Genomic DNA, 24,411 nt, shown 5'->3' with positions numbered 1-24,411 from the left:
CTTGACTGCTGCCATCAACCTGTGACGTCGTCCGCGGGACTTCCGATGGGTGACTGCGAAGGTGTTCGACCGGCTGCTTCAGGGCGGTGAGATCGGGGCCGTGGATGTCGGTTCAGGGTCGATAGCCGCCGCATGACTGGCACCCTCACCTGAAATCCCGGCTCTCCGTCGGCAACCTCCCCAGCAGCGGATTGAGGTTCTTGAACCCCTGCGCCAGCAGGTGCCGCACATCGCCATCCCCGCGCTGCCAGACGCCTTCGACGGCCAACAGCCGTGCGCCGAGGATGGTGCTGCGGTGTTCCTCGTAGACCTTGGGCCAGACGATGACCTGGACGTTGCCGGTCTCGTCCTCCAGCGTGACGAAGAGGGTGCCCTTGGCCGTCTGCGGTTTCTGGCGCCCGGTGACGATGCCGCAGGCCTTGGCGCGGCGGCCGCTCTTGACGCCGTCGAGCTGCTGGGCGCTCAGCAGGCCTTGTTGGGCCAGGCGTGGGCGCAGCAGGGCCAGCGGGTGGCGGCGCAGCGTCAGGCCTGTGGCGGCGTAGTCCCACAGCACCTCCTCGCCCTCGGCGGCGGCGGGCAGTTCGAGGTCGTCCTCGGGCAGCAGGCTGCCCTGCAGCAGCTCGGGCATGGCGTGCAGGGCCGAGGCCTGCCAGACCTGCTGGCGACGGTGGCCGGCGAGTGAGGTGAGTGCGTCGGCGGCGGCGAGCTGCTGCATGTCCTGCTGCGTCAGGCGGGCGCGGAAGGCGAGGTCCTGAGGGTGGGCGAAATCGCCGTCGCGGGCGCGGGCCTGCTCGATGCGGTCGGCCGCCTCCTCGCCGAGGCCGCTGACCAGGCGCAGGCCCAGGCGTACCGCCGGTTGGTGCTCGCCGTCGCGGTGTTCGAGGCTGCTGTCCTTGTGGCTGTGGTTGACGTCGATGGCGCGCACCTCGACGTGATGCCGGCGCGCGTCCTGAATGAGCTGGCTGGGCGTGTAGAAGCCCAGCGGCTGGGAGTTCAGCARCGCACACAGGAAGGCTGCGGGTTCATGGCATTTGAGCCAGGAGCTGACGTAGGTCAGCAGCGCGAAGCTGGCGGCGTGGGACTCGGGGAAGCCGTAGGAGGAGAAGCCCTTGATCTGGCTGAAGATGCGCTCGGCAAATGCGTCCTCGTAGCCCCGTTCGCGCATGCCCTTGACGACCTTGTCGTAGTACTTCTCCAGCACACCGGGGCGCTTCCACGCCGCCATCGCGCGGCGCAGCTGGTCGGCCTCGCCGGCACTGAAGCCCGCGGCGATCATGGCCACCTGCATGACCTGCTCCTGGAAGATGGGCACGCCGCGGGTGCGCCACAGGGCTTCCTTCAAGGCCTCGCTGGGGTACTCGACCTGGTCTTCGGGCAGGGCGCGGTTCTTCAGATAGGGATGCACCATGCCGCCTTCGATGGGCCCCGGCCTCACGATGGCGACTTCGACAACCAGGTCGTAGTAGGTGCGTGGCCGCAAGCGCGGCAGCATCGACATCTGGGCGCGCGACTCGATCTGGAAGACGCCGATGGTGTCGGCCTTGCAGATCATGTCGTAGGTGGCGGTGTCGTTATCCGGGATGGTCAGGTCGATGGCCGTGCCGCGCATCGGGTTGACGAGATCGAAGCAGCGCCGGATGGCGCTGAGCATGCCCAGGGCGAGCACGTCGACCTTCATCATCTTCAGCTCGTCGATGTCGTCCTTGTCCCATTCGATGACGCTGCGGTCCTTCATCGTTGCGTTCTCGATGGGTACGAGGCGTTCCAGCGTGCCCTCTGTCAGCACGAAACCGCCTACGTGCTGGCTGAGGTGGCGAGGCAGGCCGTTGAGCTGGCGGCCGAGCGTGATGAGCTGTTGCAGGCGCGGGTCGTCCGCCTGCAGGCCGAGTTTCTGCAGCAACTCGAGGCGGTGCTCCTCGGGCAGCACCTGGGTGGACCAGCCGCTGTGGTCCTGGCTCATCACATCCAGCTGCTCTTCACTGAAACCCAGCGCCTTGCCCACGTCGCGGATGGCGCTCTTGGGGCGGTAGCAGATGACGACGGCGGTCAGCGCAGCGCGATCGCGGCCATATTTTCCGTAGAGGTACTGGATCACCTCTTCGCGACGTTCATGCTCGAAGTCGACGTCGATATCAGGCGGCTCGTTGCGCTCGCGGCTGATGAAGCGCTCGAACAGCAAGGTGCTGCGGTCCGGGTCTACCGAGGTGACGTGCAGGCAGTAGCAGACCACGCTGTTGGCGGCCGAGCCACGCCCCTGGCAGAGGATCTGGATGCCGCGCGCGAACTGCACGACATCGGCGACGGTCAGGAAGTAGTGCTCGTAGCCCAGTTCCTCGATGAGTTCGAGTTCGTCCTCGATGCGGCGCTTGAACTTGTCAGGCACACCGCCTTTGGATTGGGGCCAACGCAGGTAGGCGCCTGCATAGGTGAGGTCGCGCAGATGCTGTCGCGGCGTGCGGTCGGCTGGCACGACCTCGCTTGGATACTGATAGCTGATCTCGTTGAGACTGAAGCTGCAGCGCGCCGCCACCTGCAGCGTCTCTCGCATCAGAGCTTCCGGATAGATGCGCGAAATCCGGTAGCTGCTGCGCAGATGTCGCTCCGCATTGGGCTGCAGGTCGAAGCCGCATTCCGCTACCGTGCGGCCCAGGCGGGTGGCCGTCATCACGTCCTGCAGGGCCTTGCGCGAGCGCACGTGGAAGTGCACATCGCCGGCCGCCACCAGCGGCAGGGCCGTCTGCTCGGACAGCGCCTGCAGACGCTGCAGCCACAGCGCGTCGCTGGCCTCGCGCATCAGCTCGACGGCGATCCAGGCGCGGCCGGCGAAATGGCGCAGCACCCAATGCGCGGCCGGCGCAAGCTCGACATCGGGGGCCTCGCGCGGCAGCACGAGCAGGGCCAGGCAGTCGGTCAGCTTCTCGGGCGCGATCTGGCGCCAGGGCAGCGTGTATTCACCCTTGACCGGGCTGGCGCGCCGCAGCCGGGTGATGAACTGGCTGAGGTTGCCGTAGCCATTCAGGTTCTGCGCGATCAGCACGAGCTTGAAGCGCGGCGTGCCGGCGTCGTCGCGGACGAGGAATTCGCTGCCGATCAGCAGCTTCATCAGCTGCGGTTGCTCGATGTCCTCGTCAGGCAGGCCGGCCTTTTGCGCCTCCTCCTTCAGCGCGTGATGTGCCGCCTCGCGCATTTCCCGCAATTGCTTRTGTGCGCGCACGACGCCGGCCAGTGAGCATTCGTCGGTGATGGCCAGGGCCTCATAGCCCAGCTCGCAGGCGCGCTCCACCAACTCGGTCGGCTCCGAGGCCCCGCGCAGAAAGCTGAAGGCCGACAGGCAGTGCAGTTCGGCGTAGCGCGGCAGGCCATCGCCCGCGCCGGGCAACGCGGACGAGGGTGGCCAGCCATCCGCCGCACGTCGCAGCTCGGCTTCCGAGTCAATGCCTTGCTGGCGCAGCATCGCCAGCCTCTCGTCGCGGTCTGACATGGGAGGCGTCATTGATGCACCCTTCGGCCTGCGGCCTGTCCCGCCAAGCGGGAGCGAGCTTGCTTGGGGCGGCCCTGCGCTGCGCTCATGCAAACACTCCGTGCAGGAACCAGCCGGGGACGGCGGATGCGGTCGATGAAGGCCGCTCGTGATAGACCCACAGCAGCCCGCGCGCGGCGCTGCGGTAGACGAAGTAGTCGCGCGCCTGCATGCCGCCGTGCCCCTCCCACCAGCCGGCTTCGACGCGGTGCGGCCCGCTGACCAGCGCCAAGGGGCCGCAGTAGATCGGCTGCTCGCGCGCATCGGAGCGCAGCGGCTGTGGTGGCTGGACGAGCCAGGTGGGTTGGGGGCCGGATGGGCGACGCTTGGGCGTGGGCGCTGGCGCAGGCCAGGCCCGCCAGCTCTGCATATGGTCCAGGCGATGGTCCTCGCGCAGCCGGCCTTCGCGCACATGAGCTGCGCCCAGGCGCACCGACAGCCGCTCCAGCAGCGCATTCGTCGTCGTGCGCTCGGCCGGGTCGGTGGGCCCGGGCAGCAGGCTGGCGCTGCTTTCCTCCAACGGCAGCACGGTGTCGGCGCTGAGGCTGATCTCGCCGGCTGGGGCGGCCAGTTCGGTGCGGGCCAGGTGCTCGCCCAGCAGGCGCGTCAGGCGGGTCAGGTCGCGTGTCGTGTCGGCGGTGGCGATGCTCAGCTCACCGCCGTCGGCCACATCCCGCGCGCGCATCGCGTCGTGCTGCCAGGCCAGGCGCAGCGTCCGCACGCCGGCGTGGTGAGCGGCGAGGAAGGCACAGAGCTGGCGCAGCAGGGTCTCGGCGAAATGCAGCAGCACGGGCGCATGCTCGACGCGGTAGGGCAGCTCCAACCGCGCGTCGAAGCGGTCGGGCAGGGTCAGCCACTCGTGCACTTCGGGCAGGTCGCCATAGGCCCGGTCCAGCGCCGTCAGCAGGGCCGGGCCGAAGCGCCGGGCCAGGGCCGGGCGCGGCAGCCGGCGCAGCTCGCCCAGGCGCGTGCAGCCCAGGCGGGCCAGCATGGCGTGATGGGCCTGGGCGGCGCTCAGGGCCGACAGTGGCAAGGCATCCAGGCGTTCGCTGTGGCGGCCCGGGTTGATGTCGGCGTTGCGAGCCAGGGCCAGCGCGCCCAGCGCTGTTGGCGCCCAGGCCATGGGGCCCAGGGCGAGCCCTGCCTCGGCCGCCTGCGCCTGCAGCCGCTGGCGCAGCGCCCGTGCGCCGCGGAACAGCTTCAGGCTGGTGGACACCTCGGCCACGACCGCCTCTTCCAGCCGCGCGACGCGCGGCGTGAGGCTCAGCGCCAGCCAGCCCAGGGCGTCGACATCGCCAGCCGGCGCATCAGACGTGCAGCACAGGGCGAGCCAGCGCATGCGCGTGCTCCGTTGGTGGGCTGACCGGGATCGGGGACGGCTGTGGTGCAGGCAGAGGCTTGCGCTTCGCCGCCGTCAGCAGAGGCTCCACAGCGCCCGGCACGGCGGGCAGTTGCAGCCAGCCCTCGTGCGCTGGCCCGCGGCGCTTGAGCAGATGCACGGCCAGCTCCCAGCCATCGCCGGGTTGCACGAGCAGGCGCAGCGGCGCGGCCGAGGACTGCTGCTGCGCGCGCTCCGGCCGCATCAGGAAGGCCGGCGCATCGGAGCTCAGCGCATTGACCTGCAGCCGCCGGATCTGCTCGGGCCTGGCCTCGGGTAGCCAGGCCAGCACGGCCACGCGCGACTTGATGGCCTGCTCGGCGGCCCAGAGTGCTTGAGCCGGCGTGCCGGCCTCCACCCAGATCAGCGCCGAGGGCGGCAGGCCCAGGGCCTGCAGGCCCGGCAGATGCGGCGTGTGCGGTGGATTGATGAGCAGCAGCGAACGCAGCGCCGGCGTGGCCGCACGCCCGCGACGGCCCGGGGCAGCCGCCGGCAAGGCCTGGGCGGCCCACCAGCCGCGCAGGGCCGGCGCCAGCAGCCGCCACTCCAGCACGCCGGGTTGTGGCGTCAGCAGCTCGGTGACGGCCTGCAGCGGCCAGCCGCCTCCCGGCAACTCCGCGTCCAGCGCTGCGAAGCCGCTGGCCAGCGTCGGGTCGGCGGTGGTGCTCAGGCTGCTGCCGCGCCACAGCCGCCCCTGCAGCCGCGCGTCATCCAGCGGCAGGCGACCGAGAGGCGGCGGAACAGTGGGGGTGGACGTGGCGACGGCGGCGGGCAACATGGCCGGAAGACAGATGGGGCGGAGGGAAGAAACCGGAGCTTGAATGAGACCACAATACTGTATGGACATCCAGTATTTTCCGCCTATCGATCGGGCCCAGCCGCTAGCATTTCACGTCTTCTCGGGAGAGCCACCATGCAACTTGCCCCGTTGATCTGTGTCCAGGATGTGGCCGCCAGCAGCCTTTGGTATCAACGCCTGCTGGGCGCCCAGAGTGGTCATGGCGGCGCCGAATATGAGCGCCTGAACGACGCCGACGGGCGCCTGCTGCTGCAACTGCACCGCTGGGACGTCGACCACGACCACGGGCCGCTGGGTGACCCGGCGCTGCCCCATGGCAACGGCGTGCTGCTGTGGTTCGAGCTGCCGGGCTTCGATGCCGCCGTGGCGCGTGCTGAAGGCCTGAACGTCGACGTCGTCAGGCCCAAGCGCTGGAGCGAGAACGGCAACTGGGAGTTCTGGCTGCGTGACCCCGACGGCTACGCAGTGGTGCTGACCAGCCCCTTGCCCTGATGATGCGCCCCAGCTTGCAGGAGATTTCTCGATGCCGATGAACGACTACCTGGTGCTCTCCCGTGGCCAGTGGGATGCCGACGCCCGCCCCCAGGCCGTGCAGGGCGCCATCGACGCCTTCTACGTCTGGTACGAGCAAGGCCTGGCCGCGGGCCGTCTCAAGCCGGGCAGCCGCCTGGAACCCGGCATTCGCGTCGTGGCCAAGAGCGGCCTCATCACCGACGGCCCCTTTGCCGAGACCAAGGAATGGGTCGGCGGCTACTGGTTCATCGTCGCCGAGACGCTGGAGCAGGCCGCGGCGATTGCGGCCGAGAACCCCTGCCTGCAGTTTGGCCTGACCATGGAAATCCGCCCGCTGGATGCCTCCCGCGCCGATGTGGCGGTGGCCACCAACGAGACACCTTCGACGTGGCGTTAGGCGAAGCCGTCGCCGTCGAAGTTCACCGCGTCTTCGTCCCGCGTCAGCGTCGGCGCCGCGTCCTTGGGCTTCATCGCCTCCAGCTGCTCGCGCAGCTTGGCGACCTGGTCCAGCCAGTAGTTGGGCGTGCCGAACCAGGGGAAGGCGAGCGGGAAGGCCGGGTCGCCCCAGCGGCGCGCCAGCCAGGCGCTGTGGTGGATCATGCGCATGGTGCGCAGCGGCTCGATGAGGCGCAGTTCGCGGTCGTCGAATTCGGCGATCTGCTCGTAGCCATCCAGCACGGCATTGAGCAACTGGCGTGAGGCCTCCGGCTCGCCGGGCAGCAGCATCCACAAATCCTGCACGACCGGGCCGGTGACGGCGTCGTCCAGGTCGACGAAATGCGGTCCGCGGTCGGGTGTCCACAGGATGTTGCCGGGGTGGCAGTCGCCGTGCAGGCGCGTGAGTTGCAGGTCGGGCAGGCTGTCGAAGGCGGCCTGGATGGCATCGATGCAGCGACGCGCGGCCTCGTCCCAGGAGGGGGCGATCTCGGGTGGGATGGCGTCGTTGTTGATGAGCCAGTCGCGCGCCGCCTGGGCGGGCGCCGCACTGGCCCAGGCCAGGCGCTCGGCAAAGGGCTTCTGGCGGCCCACGCCGTGCAGGCGGGCCAGCAAGCGGCCGATCCAGCGCAGTACGTCGGGGTCTTCCAGCTCGGGGCCGCGGCCGCCCTGGCGGGGCGTGACGGCCAGGCGCTGTCCTTGGTAGTGGAAGAGGGTGGAGCCACCCTCCAGCGTCCATGGCGCCGCCACGGGCACCTCGGCGGCGGCGAGCTCGGTGGCGAAGGCGTGCTCCTCCAGGATCTGCGCATCGCTCCAGCGCGCTGGCCGGTAGAACTTGGCTACGGCCGCACCGCCGTCCTCCAGATGCAGCATCAGCACGCGGTTCTCGAAGGAGTTGAGCTGCAGCAGCCGGCCGTCGGCGCGCAGGCCGGCGGCGTCCAGGGCATCCAGCATGAACTCCGGCGTCAGGTCGCCGAAACTGAGATCAGGGGTCGTGTCATGCATCCGGCGAGTGTCGCCGGACTGCGCCAACCCTAGCTGCGGCGCGGACGCTGGGTCGCGTAGCGCGGGGCATCGACGACGACACCGACGACATCGTCCATCATGGCCTCCTCGTCGGCGTCATCCAGCACCGGCAGGCTGCGCGGGTTGTAGCGCGCCGGATCGAGGTTGCGCGAGGGCAGGCGGCGCTGCGACTGCGGTGCCGCCGGGTGGCTCGGCATGCGCCCATGGCGAGGCTCGCGGTCGCGGTCGCGCTCCCCATAGCCGTCGGTGTTGCCGCCGAAGACGCCGGCGTCCTGCCACAGCGGCAGGGGTTGGGAGAACTGGCCCCAGTCGCTGCCGAACTCGTCCTCGCTGCTGCTCGAGCGGCGCCGTGACAGGCCCGACGAGGCGGCTGGTGCCGGCAGCGGGCCGCGCGAATTGCTGCTCTGGGGCACGAGGAGCTGGAGTTCGGCGACGCTGGGCAACTGGTCCATGGCGCAGCGCAGATAGCGCACGCGGCAGGCGGACAGCACGGCGTGCTTGATCTGCAGGCTGCGTGGCGTGACGCCGCGCTCACCTTCGAGGTCGATGGCGGCCAGCACGCGACCGTTGGGGCTGCAAATGGCGAAGGTCACATGGGAAGCGCCAAGCAGATCGAACCAGTAGCGGACCTCTTTGGCCTCGGTCGGCTGGCAAAACCGCACCAGCGGCAGCTTGGACAGCACGACGTGGTGGGGCAGGGCCTCGCGCAGCAGGCGGAAGACGCGGCGCTCGTCGGTCGTGAACACCGGCCGTGCCGTGAGTGACCACTCCGCCGGCAGGCCTTTATTGGCGTACGCAGGCCGACGCAGCGCCCAGATCAGGCTGATGGCCAGACCCAGGACGCAAACAGCCAGCGCGGCGATCCAATAGATGGCGTACGGCATATCCCTCAGGGATTTCGGCGGGGAGACGCCAGCGTTGTTTTCTCGCGGCGCAATGGTCGGGCAATGTAGCGCAACGTCCCTAAAAGACATTACTCGCTAGTCCCGATTCCCCCGGGCCTGAGGGGGAGCAGGCCTGGGAAAACGGTCGTTATCCCGTCATTTATTCCTTGGCGGCGCGACCCGGGGATTCGAAATGGGCTTTGACCTCGGCAACGCTGTCGACGAACTCGCTCAGCACCTGAGCCTGGCGCTTGAACTGGAAATCCAGTTCGCCCAGATGACGCTCCAGCGCCTGTTCGACCTGGGAGGTGAACGAATCGGGCGGCAGGCGCAGATAGGCCGCCGATTCGCCGCCATCCCGCTCGACGATGGCACCGGCCGCCGCGGCGATGCGCAGCATGGGACGGTTTTCGCTGAGGGCGTGGATGAAGAGGGTGTCGACGCCGCGATTGCGGGCGTGCAGGCCGGCGGCATCGAAAAGGCGCCGGCCCAGGCCGCGGCTGCGCGACTGCGGCAGCACGGAGACGCCGAATTCGGCCATCGCGCGGTCGGGCTCGCCGCCGATCAGTGGCTGGGCATAGGCCAGATGGGCCAGGGCGATCAGTTGCAGGCGGCGGTTGAAGATGCCTAGCACTTCGTCACGGGCAAAGTCGATGCTGAGGGCGTACTTGCGGATCTGCTCGTCCGAAGCCGGATAGCCGAAGCGCAGATAGCGGTCCTGCGGCTCCAGCGCCAGCAGGTGGTCGATGATGCGGCGGCGATGGCGGCGAGCCAGGGAGCGGATGGGCACCCAGGTCGACAAGCGCTCCAGCGCGGCGCGCGCATTGGCCAGCGGGCCAGCCGATTCGGGCGGGGGCGCGGCCGGCACATTCGGGTCGGGGCCAAAAGCCGACAACTCATGATCCCAGTCCGCTGCGGGCTCGGCGGGCGGGTTGTCAGGGGCGATGGGCGGGGTTTTGGGCATGAGGTGGCCTTGCATGGCCTGTGCCAAGGTTAACGCCCTGCGCGCTTTCAAACCAAGGGCTTCGCTGCTACACTCGTGGGCTTTTCCGTCAAAGGCTGCGGGAAAGAGCCGTGTTGAGAGGCTGTGCATCAGACACAAGCACCGAGACCGGTCGAAGTTCAGCCATCTATTGCCGGTTTCAGCAGTTTGAGACCGGCGCAGCGAAAGCACTCTCATGAAGACCTTCAGCGCCAAGCCGGCCGAAGTGACGCACGAGTGGTTTGTGATTGACGCCACCGACAAGGTGCTCGGACGTGTTGCCAGCGAAGTGGCACTCCGTTTGCGCGGCAAGCACAAGGCCATTTACACGCCTCACGTGGATACCGGTGATTTCATCGTCATCGTCAATGCCGAAAAGCTCCGTGTCACGGGCAACAAGGCCACCGACAAGGTGTACTACCGTCACAGCGGCTTCCCCGGCGGCATCTACGCCACGAAGTTCAAGGACATGCAAGCCAAGCACCCCGGCCGCGCGCTGGAAAAGGCCGTCAAGGGCATGCTGCCCAAGGGCCCGCTCGGTTACGCCATGGTCAAGAAGCTGAAGGTCTACGCAGGCCCGACGCACCCGCATACCGCCCAGCAGCCCAAGGCTCTCGAGATCTAAGGAACGGCCATGATCGGAAACTGGAATTACGGTACGGGCCGTCGCAAGTCGTCGGTCGCTCGCGTCTTCATGAAGAAGGGCACGGGCCAGATCATCGTCAACGGCAAGTCCATCGACACCTACTTTGGTCGTCAGACCTCGATCATGATCGCCAAGCAGCCCCTGCTGCTGACGAACAATGGCGAAGCCTTCGACATCAAGGTGAACGTGCACGGTGGTGGCGAATCGGGTCAAGCCGGCGCGCTGCGCCTGGGCATCACCCGCGCGCTGATCGACTACGACGCAACCCTGAAGCCCGACCTGAGCCGCGCCGGCTTCGTCACGCGTGACGCGCGTGAAGTCGAGCGTAAGAAGGTCGGCCTGCACGGCGCTCGCCGCAGGAAGCAGTTCAGCAAGCGTTAATTTCTACGCTGCTCCAGCAAAAGGCCGCTCCAAGCGGCCTTTTGTTTTTGGGCCGACAATCCCCATATCCCTCTCTGGACAGATTCACAGGAGCCCGCCATGAGCGCCGTGCTTGATACCCCCGTCACTGACATCCCCGTGCCCCTGGTGTTCACCGACAGCGCCGCCGACAAGGTGCGCGATCTGGTGGCCGAGGAAGGCAACCCGGACCTGAAGCTGCGTGTCTTCGTGCAGGGCGGCGGTTGCTCCGGCTTCCAGTACGGCTTCACCTTCGACGAGGCCGTCAACGAAGACGACACGCAGATGCAGAAGAATGGCGTGACGCTGCTGATCGATTCGATGAGCCTGCAATACCTGATGGGCGCCGAGATCGACTACAAGGAAGACCTGCAGGGCGCCCAGTTCGTCATCAAGAACCCGAACGCCACGACGACCTGCGGCTGCGGCTCCAGCTTCTCGGTCTGAGCGTGCACTGACCGCCTTTACGAAAACCGCCTCCGGGCGGTTTTTTGCTTTCTGAGCCATGGCATCTCCCTTGCTCACGCCCGACCTCCAGCAAGACCGCGACCAGCGCATGCTGTTGTGGCTGGTGGCCCTGGGCTTCTTCATGCAGACGCTGGACGCCACCATCGTCAACACCGCCCTGCCGGCGATGGCGGCCAGCCTGGGCGAGAGCCCGCTGCGCATGCAGTCCGTCGTCGTCGCCTATTCGCTGACGATGGCCATGCTGATCCCGGCCTCGGGATGGATGGCCGACCGCTTCGGCACGCGCCGCATCTATGTCGGCGCGATCGCGCTGTTCGTGCTGGGCTCGGTGCTGTGCGCGGTTGCCGGCAATCTGACCGGTCTGGTCGCCGCGCGTGTCGTCCAGGGCATGGGTGGCGCGCTGCTGCTGCCAGTCGGGCGCCTCGTCGTGCTGAGGACCTTCCCGCGCGAGCGCTTCCTGCAGGCGATGAGCTTCGTCGCCGTCCCCGGCCTCGTCGGCCCGCTCATCGGGCCGACCCTGGGCGGCTGGCTCGTCGAGGTGGCGTCCTGGCACTGGATCTTCCTCATCAATGTGCCGGTCGGCGTCGTCGGGGCCCTGGCGACGCTGCGCTACATGCCCGTGCCGGCGCCGGTCTCCACGGGGCGCTTCGACCTGCCGGGATACCTGATGCTCGCCTTCGGCATGATGGCGCTGTCGCTGGCCCTGGACGGACTGTCCGGCCTGGGCCTGCGCCAGGCCTCCGTCCTCGTGCTGATGATCTTCGGTCTCGCCAGCCTGACGGCCTACTGGCTGCATGCGCTGCGCCGACCGGACCCGCTGTTCTCGCCAAGACTCTTTCAGGTCGGCTCCCTGCGCATCGGCCTGCTGGGCAATCTGTTCTCGCGCCTGGGCAGCTCCTGCATGCCCTTCCTGATCCCGCTGCTGCTGCAGGTGACCATGGGCTACTCGCCCGCCCAGGCCGGCATGATGATGTTGCCCGTCGCCCTCGCCAGCATGTCGATGAAGAAGCTGACGACGCCTTTGATCACGCGCCACGGTTACCGCCGCGTGCTGACCGTCAACACGCTGCTGGTGGGCCTGACCATGGCCAGCTTCGTGTTTTCGTCACCGGATCAGCCCCTGGCCGTGCGCCTCGTGCAGCTGGCCCTGTTCGGCGCGGTGAACTCCATGCAGTTCACGGCGATGAACACGCTGACGCTGAAGGACCTGGAGCCCACCATGGCCAGCAGCGGCAACAGCCTGCTGTCCATGGTGCAGATGCTGGCCATGGGCATGGGTGTCGCGGCGGCGGGCGCGGTGCTGGCGGCCTTCACGGCCCACTTCGGCATGGATGGTGTGCAGACCTTGCAAACCTTCCGCGCCACCTTCGCCTGCATGGCCTTGATCACCATCGCCTCGGCCGGCATCTTCTGGCAGCTGGCGCCCGCCGACAGCGGGCCCGGAAAATCCGTGACGTCGCCGCCTGAAGCCTAGCCAGGCGAGTGCCGCCCGGCCGGATTCATTTGGCCACGTCGTTGGGCGAGGCCGGCAGGATGGGCCTCAGCCAGCCGAACAGCGGCGGCTCGCCGTGCCGGAACTCGTTGATCATGTTGAGGTCCGTGATGACGCCAGGCGGATCACCGGCAGGCTGGCGGCGCAGATAGTCGCGCGCTTCGATCAACGGCGTGTCCAGCAGGCGCCGCGCGACGGCCGACTCGGCGAACAAGGCGTCGGGGAACGTCGGCTGGCCCAGCGTGCGGCAGGCGCGCAGCACCGCTTCGGCATCGGGCCTGCGCTGCAGCGGCCGGTCGCTCATGTAGGCGAAGTTGACGTAGCGCGCCACATGCTGGAAGACATCGAGGGCGGTGGCGTAGGCGTCCAGGCTGTCGGTCGTGTTCATGGCCACGATGCCGCCGGGGGCCAGATGCCGTGACATCTCCTGCAGGTATTCGCGTGACATCAGCAGGCTGGTATAGGCCCGCCAGTGGAAGGTGGTGTTCTGGAAGATCAGGTCGTAGCGGGCCTCCCGGTGGGCCCGCAACCAGCGCCGGCCGTCGTCGAAATGCAGCTTGACGCGCGGATCGTTCAGCAGTGGCGCCACGTTGGGGTGGCTGGCGATGAGGTCCCGGTAGCCGGGGTTGATCTCGACGACGTCAACCTGCTCGATGCCTGGGACGCCCAGGATCGCCTGCGTCCAGGCGCCTGTGGACAGGCCGATCACCAGCACGCGCTTCGGCCCGGGGTGCAGCACCGCCATCAGATAGGCCCGGTCTAGCATGTTGGAGTTCAGGGTCATGTCCACGTTCACGCGGCCGTCGTAGGCGTTGCCCCCGTAGGTGATGTCGCCGTCCTCGTGCACGAGGGTGTGCAGGATGCCGTGCTTGTTCTGGATCAGCTGGCGGATCGGTCGCGTGTCCTCCACATCGGTGGCGGCCTTCTGGATGACCGGCAGGGGCAGGATCACCAGCACGGCGCCCAGGCTCAGCAGCAGCGCCGGCAGCGTGAACCAGCTGCGCTGGCGCTGCGGTGCGGCGCTCAGGCAGACCAGGGCCAGCGCGGCGGTGCCGGTGGCCACGACGGCCCAGGCACTCTCGACAGTCAGCAGGTCCAGCAGCCAGAAGCCCGTGATCAGCGGCCCCAGGGCCGACCCCATCACATTGGCCAGATAGACCTTGGACACCGAGCGCCCCAGCGCTTCTCGCGAGGTGTTGGAGCCGAGGTGGTGCACGATGGGAAAAAGCACGCCTTTGGCGCCGGCCGTCAGCGCGATCAGCAGCAGCAGCGCAGCCAGGCGCAGCGGCGTGTAGCCCAGCAAGGGCGCGGCCAGTTGCAGCGCGATGATGTCCAGGGCCGCGGCCCAGCTCAGCACGCGGGCCGCGGACGCCAGCAACTGCGTGCTGCGTTCGCAGATGCGCCGCCCGATGACGGAGCCGGCAGAGATGCCCACCAGGAAGGCCACGAGCACCAGCGCGAAAGCCTGGGGCCGCCCCTGCTGGCCGAAGCTCAGCAGGCGCACCCAGAGGATCTCCTGGCTCAGCGACAGCAGGCCGACGCTGAAGGACAGCAGCAGGGCGAGGCGGCGCATCAGGCAGCCTTTCCGCGCAGGTTCAGCGCCACCACCGCGCTGGCCGCTGCGTTCAGCCCCGCCGCGAGCCAGACGACCTGGCGCAGGTCCAGCCAATACAGCAGCACGAAGCCGATCGCAAAGGCGCCGCAGGCCGCGCCCAGCGTGTTGATGAAGTACAGCGTGCCGGTGGACACGCCGACATTGCCCGAGCGCTGCCAGCCGTGGGCGACCAGCATGGGCAGCGTCGCGCCCATGCAGACGGTGGGCAGGATCAGCAGCGCAAAGCTCAGCGCGGCGGCCGCCGGGCGCGACAGTCCGGCGAACAGCGTGGCACAGGCCTGCAGCAGGTCCACGCTGGCCAGGCCATACAAGGCGATCAAGGCCTCGAAGACGCAGAAGGCGGCCAGGATGCGGTGGGGCCAGCGGTCGGCCAACTGCCCCCCCAGCACCGCGCCCACGCCCAGGCCCAGCATGAAGGTCGAGACGATGATGGTGACCGACTCGATGTCGACCCCGACGACGACGAACAGCAGGCGCTGCCAGGCCAGTTGGTAGACCAGGGCGGCAAAGCCGGACAGGAAGAACGCGGCCGCGACCGGTGCTGTCGTGGCACGGAAACTGGGGCTCAAGCGCGTACTCCGTGAGGTGGGGCGCGCATGCTAGCGCGACGGTGAGCCCCGGCTCAGGCTGGGTGCAGCGCGCCGAGCACGCGCAGCCCGGCTGCACCGGTAACACTTGGCAGATTGCCGGGCAGGCGTGCGATGAATCGATTCGCCAGCCAGGCAAAGGCGGCGGCCTCGACCTGGTCGACCGGCAGGCCGCGGTCGGCACTGCTCTGCACGGCCACACCGGGCAGCAGGGCCGCCAGGCGCTGCATTAGCCGGCCATTCAAGGCGCCGCCGCCGCAGGCGATCAAGGTCTGGGCCTTTGGCATGCTGGCTTGCAAGGCGTCGGCGACGCAGCGGGCGCTGAGTTCCAGCAGCGTGGCCTGCACATCCTCCGGCGCGAGGCCGGGCGTGAGCTTCGCGTCCAGCCAGCGCAGATGGAAGAGATCCCGTCCCGTGCTCTTGGGCGGCGGCAGCGCGAACCAGGGCTCGGCCCGCAATGCCGCAAGCAGTTCGGGCAGTACCCGGCCGGTTGCTGCCCAGGCGCCATCGGCGTCATAGGCCAGGCCGCGGTGGCGGGCGATCCAGCCGTCCATCAGGCAGTTGGCCGGGCCGCAGTCGAAGCCACCGGTGCGACCATCGGCAAAGAGCAGGCTGAGGTTGCTGATGCCGCCGAGATTGAGCGCCGCCGTGTCCCGGCCCGCGGCGCCGAAGACAGCGCGGTGGAAGGCCGGTACCAGCGGCGCACCCTGGCCGCCGGCGGCCACGTCGCGGCTGCGCAGGTCGCAGATGACGGCGATACCGGCCTGCTCGGCCAGCAGGGCGCCGTTCAGCAACTGGCTGGTGTAGCCGTCGAAACCGTCGGGGCGGTGGCGCACCGTCTGGCCATGGGCGCCGATCGCGCAAACCTGTTCGCGCGGCGTGCGGGTGGCCTCCAGCAGTTGGGAGACGACATCGGCGTAGGCGCGGGCGACGGCGTTGGCCGCCAGCGCGGCGCGGTGCAGTTCGTTGTCGCCGGGCGTGTTCAGCGCCAGCAGTTCGTCGCGCAGCGCGTGGCTGAAGGGAGCATGCACATGGCCGGTGACGACCAGGGCCTCGGCGTCGAAGAGAACGCCATCAACGCCGTCGAGCGAGGTGCCCGACATCAGCCCGATGTAGAGCTGGCGGGCGTCAGTCGGCGGCAGAGACGCCATCCATCGTTTCGGCGACGGCCAGCTGGGTCTTGACGCTGGCGACGGTCTGCAGGAACTGCGACTTGGCGTAGCCCGGCAGAGTGACGGCCTCGGAGGCTTTCGCGATGGTGCGCGGGTCCATGTGGCGGCCACCGACGCGGAACTCGAAGTGCAGATGCGGGCCTGTGGCCCAGCCAGTGGAGCCGACGGCGCCCAACTTCATGCCCTGTTCGATGCGCTGGCCCTTCTTGACATCGATGCGGCTCAGGTGGGCGTAGACCGTGCTGCGGTCGCCGCTGTGGCGCACCTGCACGACATTGCCGAAGCCGTTCTGCCAGCCGGCCATCTCGACGGTGCCGTCACCCACCGAGCGCACGGCCGTGCCGGTCGGCGCGCCGTAGTCGACGCCGTTGTGCTGGCGCCAGGTGTTCATGATGGGGTGCAGGCGCATCGCGAAGCCGCTGGTGATGCGCGAGAACTCCATCGGGCTGGCCAGGAAGGCGCGGCGCTTGCTCGTGCCGTCAAAGCCGAAGAAGCTGCTCTTGCCGGTGGCGTTGTCCTTGAAATAGACGGCCGAGTAGGTGCGGCCGTTGTTCGTGAACTCGCCGGCCAGCAGGCGGCCGACGCCGCCGTCCCAGGTGATGGCTTCGCCGTCGGCCGTCAGCGTCTCGTAGACGATGCTGAAGCGGTCGCCCTTGCGCAGCTCGCGGTGGAAGTCGATGTCGCCGGAGAACATGTCGGCCATCTGCGAAGCGATGGCGTCGGGGATGTTGGCGTCATCCGTCGCGGCGAACAGCGAGGTGCGGATCGTGCCGCTGCCCAGGGCCACCTGGGCCTGCAGAGGTGCCGTCTCGGTGCGCGCGGTGAAGCGGTTGCCCACGCGCTCGATGGTCAGGCGGGTGAAATGACTTCCCTGCTGCTCGGCCTTCTCGGCGGGCGAGCGCACGACGATCTTCTCCACCTGGCCCGAAGCATCGGCCGTCAGGTGGACCATCTTGCCAGCGCGGCCCTGCAGCACGCGGCGGCCCAGCGGGTCGGCGCGCAGGAAGGCGGCAGCCGCGGGGTCGAAGGCGCCGGCGCGCTTGAGCAGGCTGTCGGGGGTGTCGCTGGAGCGGGTGGCTTCGGCGCGGGTCAGGCCGATGGCGTGGGCGGCCAGCTCATCGAGTTGACTCTCGATGTCGGGCGTGGCGAGGGTTTCGACCAAGGTGCGCTTGGGCAGCTCGGCGGCATCGGGGGCCAGCGGCGCAATGCCGAAGGCGGTCACGGCAAAGCAGCTCAGCAGACCGACGACGGTGGCCGTCAGTGCGCGCGGGTGCCGGGCGGCAAAGGCCTCGGCGCGCTGCAGGCTGGCTTGGACTTGCTGAAGACGATTCTGAACGGTCACTCTCAGTTTCCCGGGGTTGTCGCTGGGGCAATCCCGGCCGAGCCGGTTCCGCGCGCAGGCCGCTCGTGGGCGGCCCTTAAAATCCCTGGATTGGTTGTGTTGAAACAACACCCCCAAAACGAAGGGTGAATTCTAACGGCTTTGTCCTACCTGGCATGCCGGTTAACCCCGATGGATCAATAACTTAACGTTTCGTCTGGTTAGCTGCCAGGCGCCGATGCGCCATGTCCGACGCTCCGCAATTCCCCATCACCGATGCCGTTCTCGAAGCCCTGGCCGTCACGCGCCGCGGCGTGGACGAGCTGCTGCCAGAGGCGGAGTGGACCAAGAAGCTGGCCCGCTCGGCCGCCACCGGCGTGCCGCTGCGCATCAAGCTGGGCCTGGACCCGACGGCCCCCGACATCCACGTCGGTCACACGGTGGTCTTGAACAAGATGCGCCAATTGCAGGACCTGGGCCACCAGGTCATCTTCCTGATCGGCGACTTCACCTCGCTGATCGGCGACCCGTCCGGCCGCAACGCCACCCGCCCGCCGCTGACCAAGGAGCAGATCCAGGCCAACGCCGAGACCTACTACGCCCAGGCCAAGCTGGTGCTGGACCCGGCGCGCACCGAGATTCGCTACAACTCCGAGTGGAGTGAGCCGCTGGGCGCGGCCGGTATGATCCAGCTGGCCAGCAAGTACACCGTGGCCCGCATGATGGAGCGCGACGACTTCACCAAGCGCTTCGCGGCCCAGACGCCGATCTCGGTGCACGAGTTCCTCTACCCGCTGATGCAGGGCTATGACTCGGTGGCGCTGAAGAGCGACCTGGAGCTGGGCGGCACCGACCAGAAGTTCAACCTGCTGATGGGCCGCCACCTGCAGCAGGAATACGGCCAGGAGCCGCAGTGCATCCTGACCATGCCGCTGCTGGAGGGCCTGGACGGCGTCGAGAAGATGTCCAAGTCCAAGAACAACTACATCGGCATCACGGAAGCGCCGAACACCATGTTCGCCAAGATCCTGTCGATCAGCGACGTGCAGATGTGGAAGTGGTTCGAGCTGCTGTCCTTCAAGTCGCTGGCCGAGATCGCTGCGCTGAAGGCTGAAGTGAGCGGTGGCCGCAACCCGAAGGACGCCAAGGTCATGCTGGCCAAGGAGATCACGGCGCGCTTCCACAGTGCCGCGGCGGCGGATGCAGCCGAGGCCGACTTCAACAACCGCGCCAAGGGCGGCATTCCGGACGACATCCCCGAGGTGCAGCTCAGCGGCGCGCCGATGGGCCTTGCCCAGGTACTGAAGGCGGCCGGCCTCGTCGCTTCGACCGGCGAAGGCCTGCGCATGGTGGAGCAGGGTGGCGTGCGCCGTTCGGGTGAAGTGATCTCCGACAAGGGGCTGAAGCTCGATGCTGGCGAGCATGTGCTGCAGGTCGGCAAGCGCAAGTTCGCGCGGGTCGTGCTGAGCTGAGCATCCGGCAGACAGCCTTTCGCCGCCACCCGCTGGCGATTCCCGCCACGGGCTGTCCATTCGTCGCAAGCCGTTCGCCCCGAGGGCGAGGTATCCGCACAGTCCAGGCATCGCAACACCCACCGGATGCCGCCCATGACTGCCTCTTCCATCCCCTTCTGGCCCTTCGCTGTGCTTGCCGGTCTCGTCATGCTGGGCTATCGCCAGTCGCGTGACCGTGTCGTCCGACCCGGCATGCTCGCCAAGATCGCCCTGGCCATGCTGGCCCTGTCGCTGTATGGCGTCACGACGGCCTTCGGCGCGCACATGGTGCCCGTGCTCGCCTGGGCCACGGCCTTTGCGGCCGCCGTCTTCATTGGCGGCCCGCTGTTGGCACCGCGCGGCCTGGCCAAGGAAGGCGCCGCCGTGCGCATGCCCGGCAGCTGGGTGCCGATGGGCCTGATGCTCGGCATCTTCATGACCAAGTTCGGCCTGGGCTTCGCTACCGGCATGGGCGCCCATGTGCTGCAGGAAGTCTGGTTCATCGCCATGGTGAGCGCGGCCCTGGGGCTGTTCAGCGGCGCCTTCGCGGCCCGGGCCACGGCGGTGCACCGCTTCGTCCGCGCGGCCTGACTTCCCCGGCGCATCAAAAAAGGGAGGCCGCGGCCTCCCTTTTTGTTTTACGGCTTGACCGGCCGCAGATACGGCCCCGGCTTCACCTCCCTGACCGGCTCCGCGGCGATGCGCCGCTTCAGCTCGGCGATGGCGGCATCGAGCTGCGCGTCGTGCCCCATCGCCGTCGCCCGTGGCAGGTTGTCGACCTCGATGTCCGGCGTCACGCCGACGCCCTCGACGAGGAAGCGCCCCTCGGCGTCCATCTGCCCCGTCTCGGCGGCACGCATGATGCCGTTGTCGATGAGGCGGTTCTGGTCGGACAGCCACACGCCCGCGCCCGAGCTGCGCTTGCCGATGACGGGGCCGAGCTTGAGGCGCTTGAAGCCTTCGGCGAAGGTCTCGCCGTCGCTGTAGGTGTCCTCGTTCATCAGCACCACCGTGTGGCCGCGGTAGACGTTCTGCATATTGGCGTAGACCGGTGCGCCGCCGGGTGAACGCGGCTGCCAGAAGGCCCAGGCGCGGCGCAGCAGCTTCTCCAGGATCCAGCTGTCGATGTTGCCGCCGTTGTTGTAGCGCACGTCGATGATGAGGCCGTCGCGGTCGCTGGCGGCGTAGAACTCGCGCACGAAGTCGGCGATGTCGGCCGCGCCCATGGCGCGCAGATGCACATAGCCGATGCGGCTCTGGCCGGCCTGCTCGACGGCCTTGGCGCGGCTGACGCGCCAGTCGTTGTAGCGCAGCTGGTTCTCGCGCGTCTGGGCCACCGGCGTGACGATGCGCTGCACGGTCTTGTCGCCCTGCTTGACCTCGATCAGCACCTGGCGGCCGGCCTGGCCGCGCAGCAGCTCCAGGAGGTGCGGTGCGGCGGCCGTCGGGCGGCCGTTCACGCTCGTGATGACGTCGCCGACCTTCAGGCCCAGACCCGGCGCGGCCAGCGGCGGTGCCTCGGCGGGCAGTTCGGCTTCATGCGCGTAGATCGCCTCGATGCGCCAGCCATCGGGCCCGCGCGCGAAGCGGCCGCCGAGGCCGGCAAGACCCGGTTCGTCCGGCGCCGGGCGGGTGTCGCCGGCGCCGACCTGGCTGTGCAGGGCGCCCAGCTCGCTGACCATCTGCGCCATCAGCTCGGCCAGTTCGAAACGGTCCGTCACGCGGTCCACCAGCGGCTCGTACTTGGCGCGCACGGCCGTCCAATCGACGCCGTGCATCTTGACGTCGTAGAAGTGGTCGCGGTGCAGGCGCCAGGCGTCGGCAAACATCTGCTTCCACTCCGCGCGTGGCTGGGTGGCGATCTGCCAGTCGCTCCAGCGCACCTGCAGCTTGGCGGTTTCGGCCGGCAGCTTGGGCGCCGCCTCGACGATGAGCACCTCGGGCGCGCCCTGACCCTGGTTGCGCACCAGCATCAGCTTCTTGCCGTCGGCACTGATGTCGTAGGCGCGCACATCGTGGGCCAGGATCTCGGCCGGGCCGCCCTGGTTGTCGACGGCGATGGACTTGAGCTGGGTCTTGCGGTCCAGGTCCTGGTCCAGGAACCACAGACGCTTGCCGTCCGCGCGCAGCGCCCGGTAGCTCCCGGCCGGCGTGGGCAGCTCGTACAGGCGCGCCGCCAGGCCTTCATAGACGATGGCTGGCTTGCCCTTCTTGTCGGCCGCCGGCTTCTTGTCGTCCTTGGCGTCCTTGGTGTCCTTTGCATCAGGCTTGCGCTCGGTCGGATCCTTGTCGGTGGCCTTCTTGTCCTCGGCGCGCTGCTCGTCGGCCTTCTTCTCGGTGACCGATTCGAGTTCGTCCTTGGCCGCGAACGGCGAGCGCAGGCCCGGCTGCAGGGCCAGCGCATAGAGCTTGCTGCGGAAACCGAAGAACGGTCCCGTGTTGCGGTCGCCCCAGGGGCTGCCATTGCCGGTCGTCGCGAAGTTGCGGTTGGACGCGAAGTACAGCCATTGCCCGTCCGGGCTGAAGGTGGCGCTGTCGCTGTCGTAGCGGTCGCTGGTCAGCGTGTGGGTGCGGCCGTCGGCGGTGCTGTAGAGCTGCAGCTGGCTGCGGTCGGCATGGCGCAGCGACAGCGTCCAGGCCAGGGCCTGGCCATCGGGGCTCCAGCCCTGCAGCTGGGGCGTCTCGCCGAGGCCGCTGCGGGCGACTTCCTTGGTGGCTGATTTGTCCTTGGGGGCCTTCAGGTCGGTCAGCCAGATGCGGCCTTCCTTGTCCGTGTGCGCCAGCCAGCGGCCGTCGGGCGAGGGCAGCAGGTCGCGGCGCTGGGTCGTGGCGCCACTGGTGATGCGCTCGGGCTGGCCGTTGCCATTGGCGGCGAAGCGCCAGATCTCGGTCTCGCCGCTGAAGTCGCAGGTGGCGAAGACGCTCTTGCTGTCGCTGCTGAACTCGCCCTTCTTGCAGCGGCCATCGACGGGCTGCTGCAGCTCGGCGCGGCGCAGCTGCTGCACGCCCTGCGTCGCGAGATGGCCGCGCGCGGCCAGCAGCACGCGCTCGCCGTTCGGCGCGAAGGACGTATCGGTCAGGAAGTCCTGCGGCTTCTTGATCCAGCGCTCGCGCTGCTGGTCGAAGTCGCCGCCCAGGCCGATGTCGAGTTTCCTGGCGGCGGCGTTCTGCGCCAGGTCGACGAGAAAGAGGTCGGCCCCCAGCGCGTAGACGACGCGTGTGCCGTCGATGGAGGCGTGGCGGATGTCCCAGCCCTTGTGCGTGGTGTGCTGTCGCAGGTCGCCACCTTGCGCATTGGCCGACCAGAGGTTGACGCTGCCGTCGCGGTCCGACAGGAAGGCGATGCGCTCGCCGCCTGCCGCGCGGTAGGGCAGGGGGCGGCGGTCGTTGTTGCCTTCGGCGATCAGCGGCTTGGCCTCGGCCCGGTCCGTCAGGTCCAGCGACCACAGCCGCGCGATGGCGCCGCCGCGGTACTGGCGGGCGTTGTCGCCGCGCAGGCCGCTGCGCGTGAAGTACAGGGTCTTGCCATCGGCGCTCAGGGCCGCATCGCTGGCCTGGCCGACGGGCAGTTGGCGGCGCTGGCCGGTCTTCACGTCGATGGCGAAGAGCTGGCTGCCGGGGCGGGCGTCCAGGCTGGTGTAGAGCACTTCACCCGCCGCCGTGAAACCCCAGACGCGCATGCCGCCGCCTTCCCAGGTCAAACGCCTGGGCGGGCCGCCGGCGACGGGCATCAGATAGATCTCGGTGCCGCCGTCGTACTGGCCGGTGAAGGCCAGCCATTGCCCGTCGGGCGACACGGCGGGCTGGGTCTCCTGGCCGTTGTGCGTCGTCAGCCGCTGGGCTTCGCCGCCTTGCGAATTGACTCGCCAGAGGTCGCCCTCGGCGACAAGATAGACGACATCGCCACGCAGTGTGGGCTGGCGATAGAAGCCGCTGGTGCCGGCCCAGGCGCTGGTGGCGCACAGGGCCGCGGCGAGCGCGGCGAGACGGTAGCGGGGCATGGGGCTCTCCTGATCAGGGCTGCCATTGTGTTGCTAGGGGGAAGGGGGGCGATTCGTCACATCGGGTGAATCCGGAGGGCGACTGGGCGCGTAACACCGCCCAGATGCCATGCCGGCATTGCCATACAGGATGCCCTCGATGAAAGCTCGTCTCACCCGCAGCGCCCTGGGCGTTGCCCTGCTCTGCCTGGCCGCTGCGGCCCAGGCCTCCAGCCACCGCGAAGCCCCCTTCATCACGACCGTGCCCAAGGTCGACGCGACGGACTTCTACATGTTCAACAGCTACGAGACCGGCCGCGCCGGCTACGTGACGCTGATCGCCAACTACCAGCCGCTGCAGGACGGCTACGGCGGCCCGAACTATTTCTCGATGGACCCGAATGCGCTCTACGAGATCCATGTCGACAACGTCGGTGATGCCAAGGAACACATCACCTTCCAGTTCCGCTTCAAGAACACCCTGTCCAACAGCGGTGCCGGCACGTCCTTGAGCGTCGGCGGCAAGATGGTCGGCATTCCGCTGATCCAGTCGGGCGTGGTGGCCAATGTCAAGGACGCCAGCCTGCAGCTCAACGAGAGCTACACGGTCACGGTGGTGCGCGGCGACCGCCGCAGCGGCACGGCCCAGGCGGTTGCGCACGCCACCAGCGGCGCGACGACCTTCGACAAGCCGGTCGACAACATCGGCAAGAAGACCATCGCCGACTACGCGGCCTACGCGGCCAAGCATGTCTACCCGGTCAACATCCCCGGCTGCAGCACGCCGGCCAAGGTCTTCGTCGGCCAGCGCCAGGACCCGTTTGCCGTCAACCTCGGCACCATCTTCGACCTGGTCAACGCGCCGGTCTCGGTCATCACCGACCCCAGCCTCATCAATGCGGCGCCCAACGTCATCGGCGACAAGAACGTCACGACGCTGGCGCTGGAAGTGCACAAGGACTGCCTGAAGACGGCCACCGACGACGTCATCGGCGGCTGGACGACGGCCAGCCTGCGCCAGGGCCGCCTGCTCGATCCCAAGCCGGGCAGTGGCCACCAGGCCAGCGAGAAGGCCGGCGGCGCCTGGGTGCAGGTCTCGCGCCTGGGCATGCCCCTGGTCAACGAGGTCGTCATCGGCCTGAAGGACAAGGACAAGTTCAACTCGTCCAAGCCCTCGGGCGACGGCCAGTTCGCCGACTACGTGACCAACCCGACGCTGCCGGCCCTGCTGGAGATCGCGCTGGCCCTGCCCAACACGGCGCCGACCAACTTCCCGCGCAACGACCTGGTCACGACCTTCCTGACCGGCATCAAGGGCGTCAACCAGCAGAAGACGGTCACGGCCTCGGAGATGCTGCGCCTGAACACGGCCATCGCCGCCGTGCCCTTCGCCCAGCAGAACCGCCTGGGCATCGTCGGCAACATCCTGGCCGCGGGCAATGACAACGCCGGCTTCCCCAATGGCCGTCGACCCAAGGACGACGTCGTCGACATCTCGCTGGTGGCCGTCATGGGCGGCCTGTGCGTGGCCAATGGCGACACCGACAAGCTCGGCTTCGGCGCGGCCTGCAAGCCCAGCGCCGTGCCCCTGGGCGCCACCAGCTTCAAGCTGCATGACGCGGTCGACCAGGCCGTCGTGCCGCTGCTGAGCGGCTTCCCCTATCTCAACACGCCCATTCCGGGCACCAAGTGAAAGGGGCC

At 68.5% G+C, this 24,411-nt stretch carries 20 protein-coding genes; 9 read left to right on the top strand and 11 right to left on the bottom strand.

Going from position 1 to position 24,411, the window contains the following annotated elements; translation table 11 throughout:
- Nucleotides 1-145: 145 nt before the first annotated feature.
- The 3 genes from AC1D2H_RS25195 to AC1D2H_RS25185 all read right to left on the bottom strand — a co-directional run bounded on the left by AC1D2H_RS25195 (nt 146) and on the right by AC1D2H_RS25185 (nt 5,676).
- On the bottom strand, nt 146-3,481 hold the full coding sequence (locus AC1D2H_RS25195; protein ID WP_478012799.1) for an error-prone DNA polymerase: 3,336 nt from the start codon (nt 3,479-3,481) through the stop codon (nt 146-148).
- Between the two features lie 85 nt (nt 3,482-3,566).
- Nucleotides 3,567-4,859: a Y-family DNA polymerase gene (locus AC1D2H_RS25190; protein ID WP_478012798.1), complete on the bottom strand. Its 1,293-nt coding sequence runs from the start codon at nt 4,857-4,859 to the stop codon at nt 3,567-3,569.
- Nucleotides 4,828-5,676 (bottom strand): translesion DNA synthesis-associated protein ImuA, encoded by an 849-nt coding sequence (locus tag AC1D2H_RS25185; protein WP_477930571.1) that lies wholly within the window; start codon nt 5,674-5,676, stop codon nt 4,828-4,830. The genes AC1D2H_RS25190 and AC1D2H_RS25185 overlap by 32 nt, the downstream gene beginning before the upstream one ends.
- Before the next feature lie 135 nt (nt 5,677-5,811).
- Between AC1D2H_RS25185 and AC1D2H_RS25180 the strand changes: the two genes are divergently transcribed.
- The gene (locus tag AC1D2H_RS25180; protein WP_477930569.1) at nt 5,812-6,189 is read left to right on the top strand and encodes a VOC family protein; all 378 of its coding nucleotides are present in this window, start codon (nt 5,812-5,814) and stop codon (nt 6,187-6,189) included.
- A 31-nt stretch (nt 6,190-6,220) separates the two neighbouring features.
- Nucleotides 6,221-6,607: a YciI family protein gene (locus tag AC1D2H_RS25175; RefSeq protein ID WP_477930567.1), complete on the top strand. Its 387-nt coding sequence runs from the start codon at nt 6,221-6,223 to the stop codon at nt 6,605-6,607.
- Here AC1D2H_RS25175 and AC1D2H_RS25170 read toward each other — a convergent pair.
- From AC1D2H_RS25170 to AC1D2H_RS25160, 3 genes are all read right to left on the bottom strand, one after another.
- On the bottom strand, nt 6,604-7,650 hold the full coding sequence (locus AC1D2H_RS25170) for a serine/threonine protein kinase (RefSeq protein ID WP_478012797.1): 1,047 nt from the start codon (nt 7,648-7,650) through the stop codon (nt 6,604-6,606). The two genes, AC1D2H_RS25175 and AC1D2H_RS25170, sit on opposite strands and share 4 nt — an antisense overlap.
- Nucleotides 7,651-7,679: 29 nt before the next feature.
- Complete coding sequence (locus AC1D2H_RS25165; protein WP_477930563.1) at nt 7,680-8,555, bottom strand: DUF2726 domain-containing protein; 876 nt, start codon at nt 8,553-8,555, stop codon at nt 7,680-7,682.
- Nucleotides 8,556-8,715: 160 nt separating this feature from the next.
- Nucleotides 8,716-9,519 carry an N-acetyltransferase family protein gene (locus tag AC1D2H_RS25160; protein ID WP_477930562.1) on the bottom strand — a complete coding sequence of 268 codons (804 nt, stop codon included), beginning with the start codon at nt 9,517-9,519 and terminating at the stop codon, nt 8,716-8,718.
- A 214-nt stretch (nt 9,520-9,733) separates the two neighbouring features.
- Between AC1D2H_RS25160 and rplM the strand changes: the two genes are divergently transcribed.
- The 4 genes from rplM (at nt 9,734) to mdtD (ending at nt 12,524) form a co-directional block, all read left to right on the top strand.
- On the top strand, nt 9,734-10,162 hold the full coding sequence (rplM, locus tag AC1D2H_RS25155) for a 50S ribosomal protein L13 (protein WP_056203159.1): 429 nt from the start codon (nt 9,734-9,736) through the stop codon (nt 10,160-10,162).
- Between the two features lie 9 nt (nt 10,163-10,171).
- A complete protein-coding gene (rpsI, locus tag AC1D2H_RS25150; RefSeq protein ID WP_477930561.1) occupies nt 10,172-10,564 on the top strand; it encodes a 30S ribosomal protein S9 in 393 nt (130 codons plus the stop codon).
- Between the two features lie 99 nt (nt 10,565-10,663).
- Entirely contained in the window at nt 10,664-11,029 is a 366-nt protein-coding gene (gene erpA / locus AC1D2H_RS25145; protein ID WP_310263403.1) for an iron-sulfur cluster insertion protein ErpA, read from the top strand.
- 58 nt (nt 11,030-11,087) lie between these two features.
- Entirely contained in the window at nt 11,088-12,524 is a 1,437-nt protein-coding gene (gene mdtD, locus AC1D2H_RS25140; RefSeq protein ID WP_477930559.1) for a multidrug transporter subunit MdtD, read from the top strand.
- A 25-nt stretch (nt 12,525-12,549) separates the two neighbouring features.
- Here mdtD and AC1D2H_RS25135 read toward each other — a convergent pair whose 3' ends face one another.
- From AC1D2H_RS25135 to AC1D2H_RS25120, 4 genes are read right to left on the bottom strand one after another with little or no spacing between them, the layout of a single operon-like run.
- A complete protein-coding gene (locus AC1D2H_RS25135) occupies nt 12,550-14,115 on the bottom strand; it encodes a fused MFS/spermidine synthase (protein WP_477930557.1) in 1,566 nt (521 codons plus the stop codon).
- Entirely contained in the window at nt 14,115-14,726 is a 612-nt protein-coding gene (locus AC1D2H_RS25130; RefSeq protein ID WP_477930556.1) for a fused MFS/spermidine synthase, read from the bottom strand. The genes AC1D2H_RS25135 and AC1D2H_RS25130 overlap by 1 nt, the downstream gene beginning before the upstream one ends.
- Nucleotides 14,727-14,779: 53 nt before the next feature.
- Nucleotides 14,780-15,895 (bottom strand): anhydro-N-acetylmuramic acid kinase, encoded by a 1,116-nt coding sequence (locus AC1D2H_RS25125; protein ID WP_478012796.1) that lies wholly within the window; start codon nt 15,893-15,895, stop codon nt 14,780-14,782.
- The gene (locus AC1D2H_RS25120; RefSeq protein ID WP_477930552.1) at nt 15,873-17,258 is read right to left on the bottom strand and encodes a peptidoglycan DD-metalloendopeptidase family protein; all 1,386 of its coding nucleotides are present in this window, start codon (nt 17,256-17,258) and stop codon (nt 15,873-15,875) included. The genes AC1D2H_RS25125 and AC1D2H_RS25120 overlap by 23 nt, the downstream gene beginning before the upstream one ends.
- 224 nt (nt 17,259-17,482) lie before the next feature.
- Here AC1D2H_RS25120 and tyrS point away from each other — a divergent pair, with 224 nt between their 5' ends.
- Nucleotides 17,483-18,709 (top strand): tyrosine--tRNA ligase, encoded by a 1,227-nt coding sequence (tyrS, locus tag AC1D2H_RS25115; protein ID WP_477930550.1) that lies wholly within the window; start codon nt 17,483-17,485, stop codon nt 18,707-18,709.
- Between the two features lie 135 nt (nt 18,710-18,844).
- Nucleotides 18,845-19,321, top strand: a complete 477-nt coding sequence (locus tag AC1D2H_RS25110; RefSeq protein WP_477930548.1) for a DUF6622 family protein — start codon at nt 18,845-18,847, stop codon at nt 19,319-19,321.
- A gap of 47 nt (nt 19,322-19,368) precedes the next feature.
- On the opposite strand, the gene AC1D2H_RS25105 is transcribed toward AC1D2H_RS25110, so the two are convergent.
- Nucleotides 19,369-22,731 carry a S41 family peptidase gene (locus AC1D2H_RS25105; RefSeq protein ID WP_477930547.1) on the bottom strand — a complete coding sequence of 1,121 codons (3,363 nt, stop codon included), beginning with the start codon at nt 22,729-22,731 and terminating at the stop codon, nt 19,369-19,371.
- 139 nt (nt 22,732-22,870) lie between these two features.
- Between AC1D2H_RS25105 and AC1D2H_RS25100 the strand changes: the two genes are divergently transcribed.
- Nucleotides 22,871-24,403 (top strand): DUF4331 domain-containing protein, encoded by a 1,533-nt coding sequence (locus tag AC1D2H_RS25100; protein WP_477930545.1) that lies wholly within the window; start codon nt 22,871-22,873, stop codon nt 24,401-24,403.
- Nucleotides 24,404-24,411 lie beyond the last annotated feature (8 nt).

The organism is Roseateles sp. P1_C1_2, from assembly GCF_056406535.1.
This window is presented reverse-complemented; position numbering and strand designations above follow the sequence as displayed.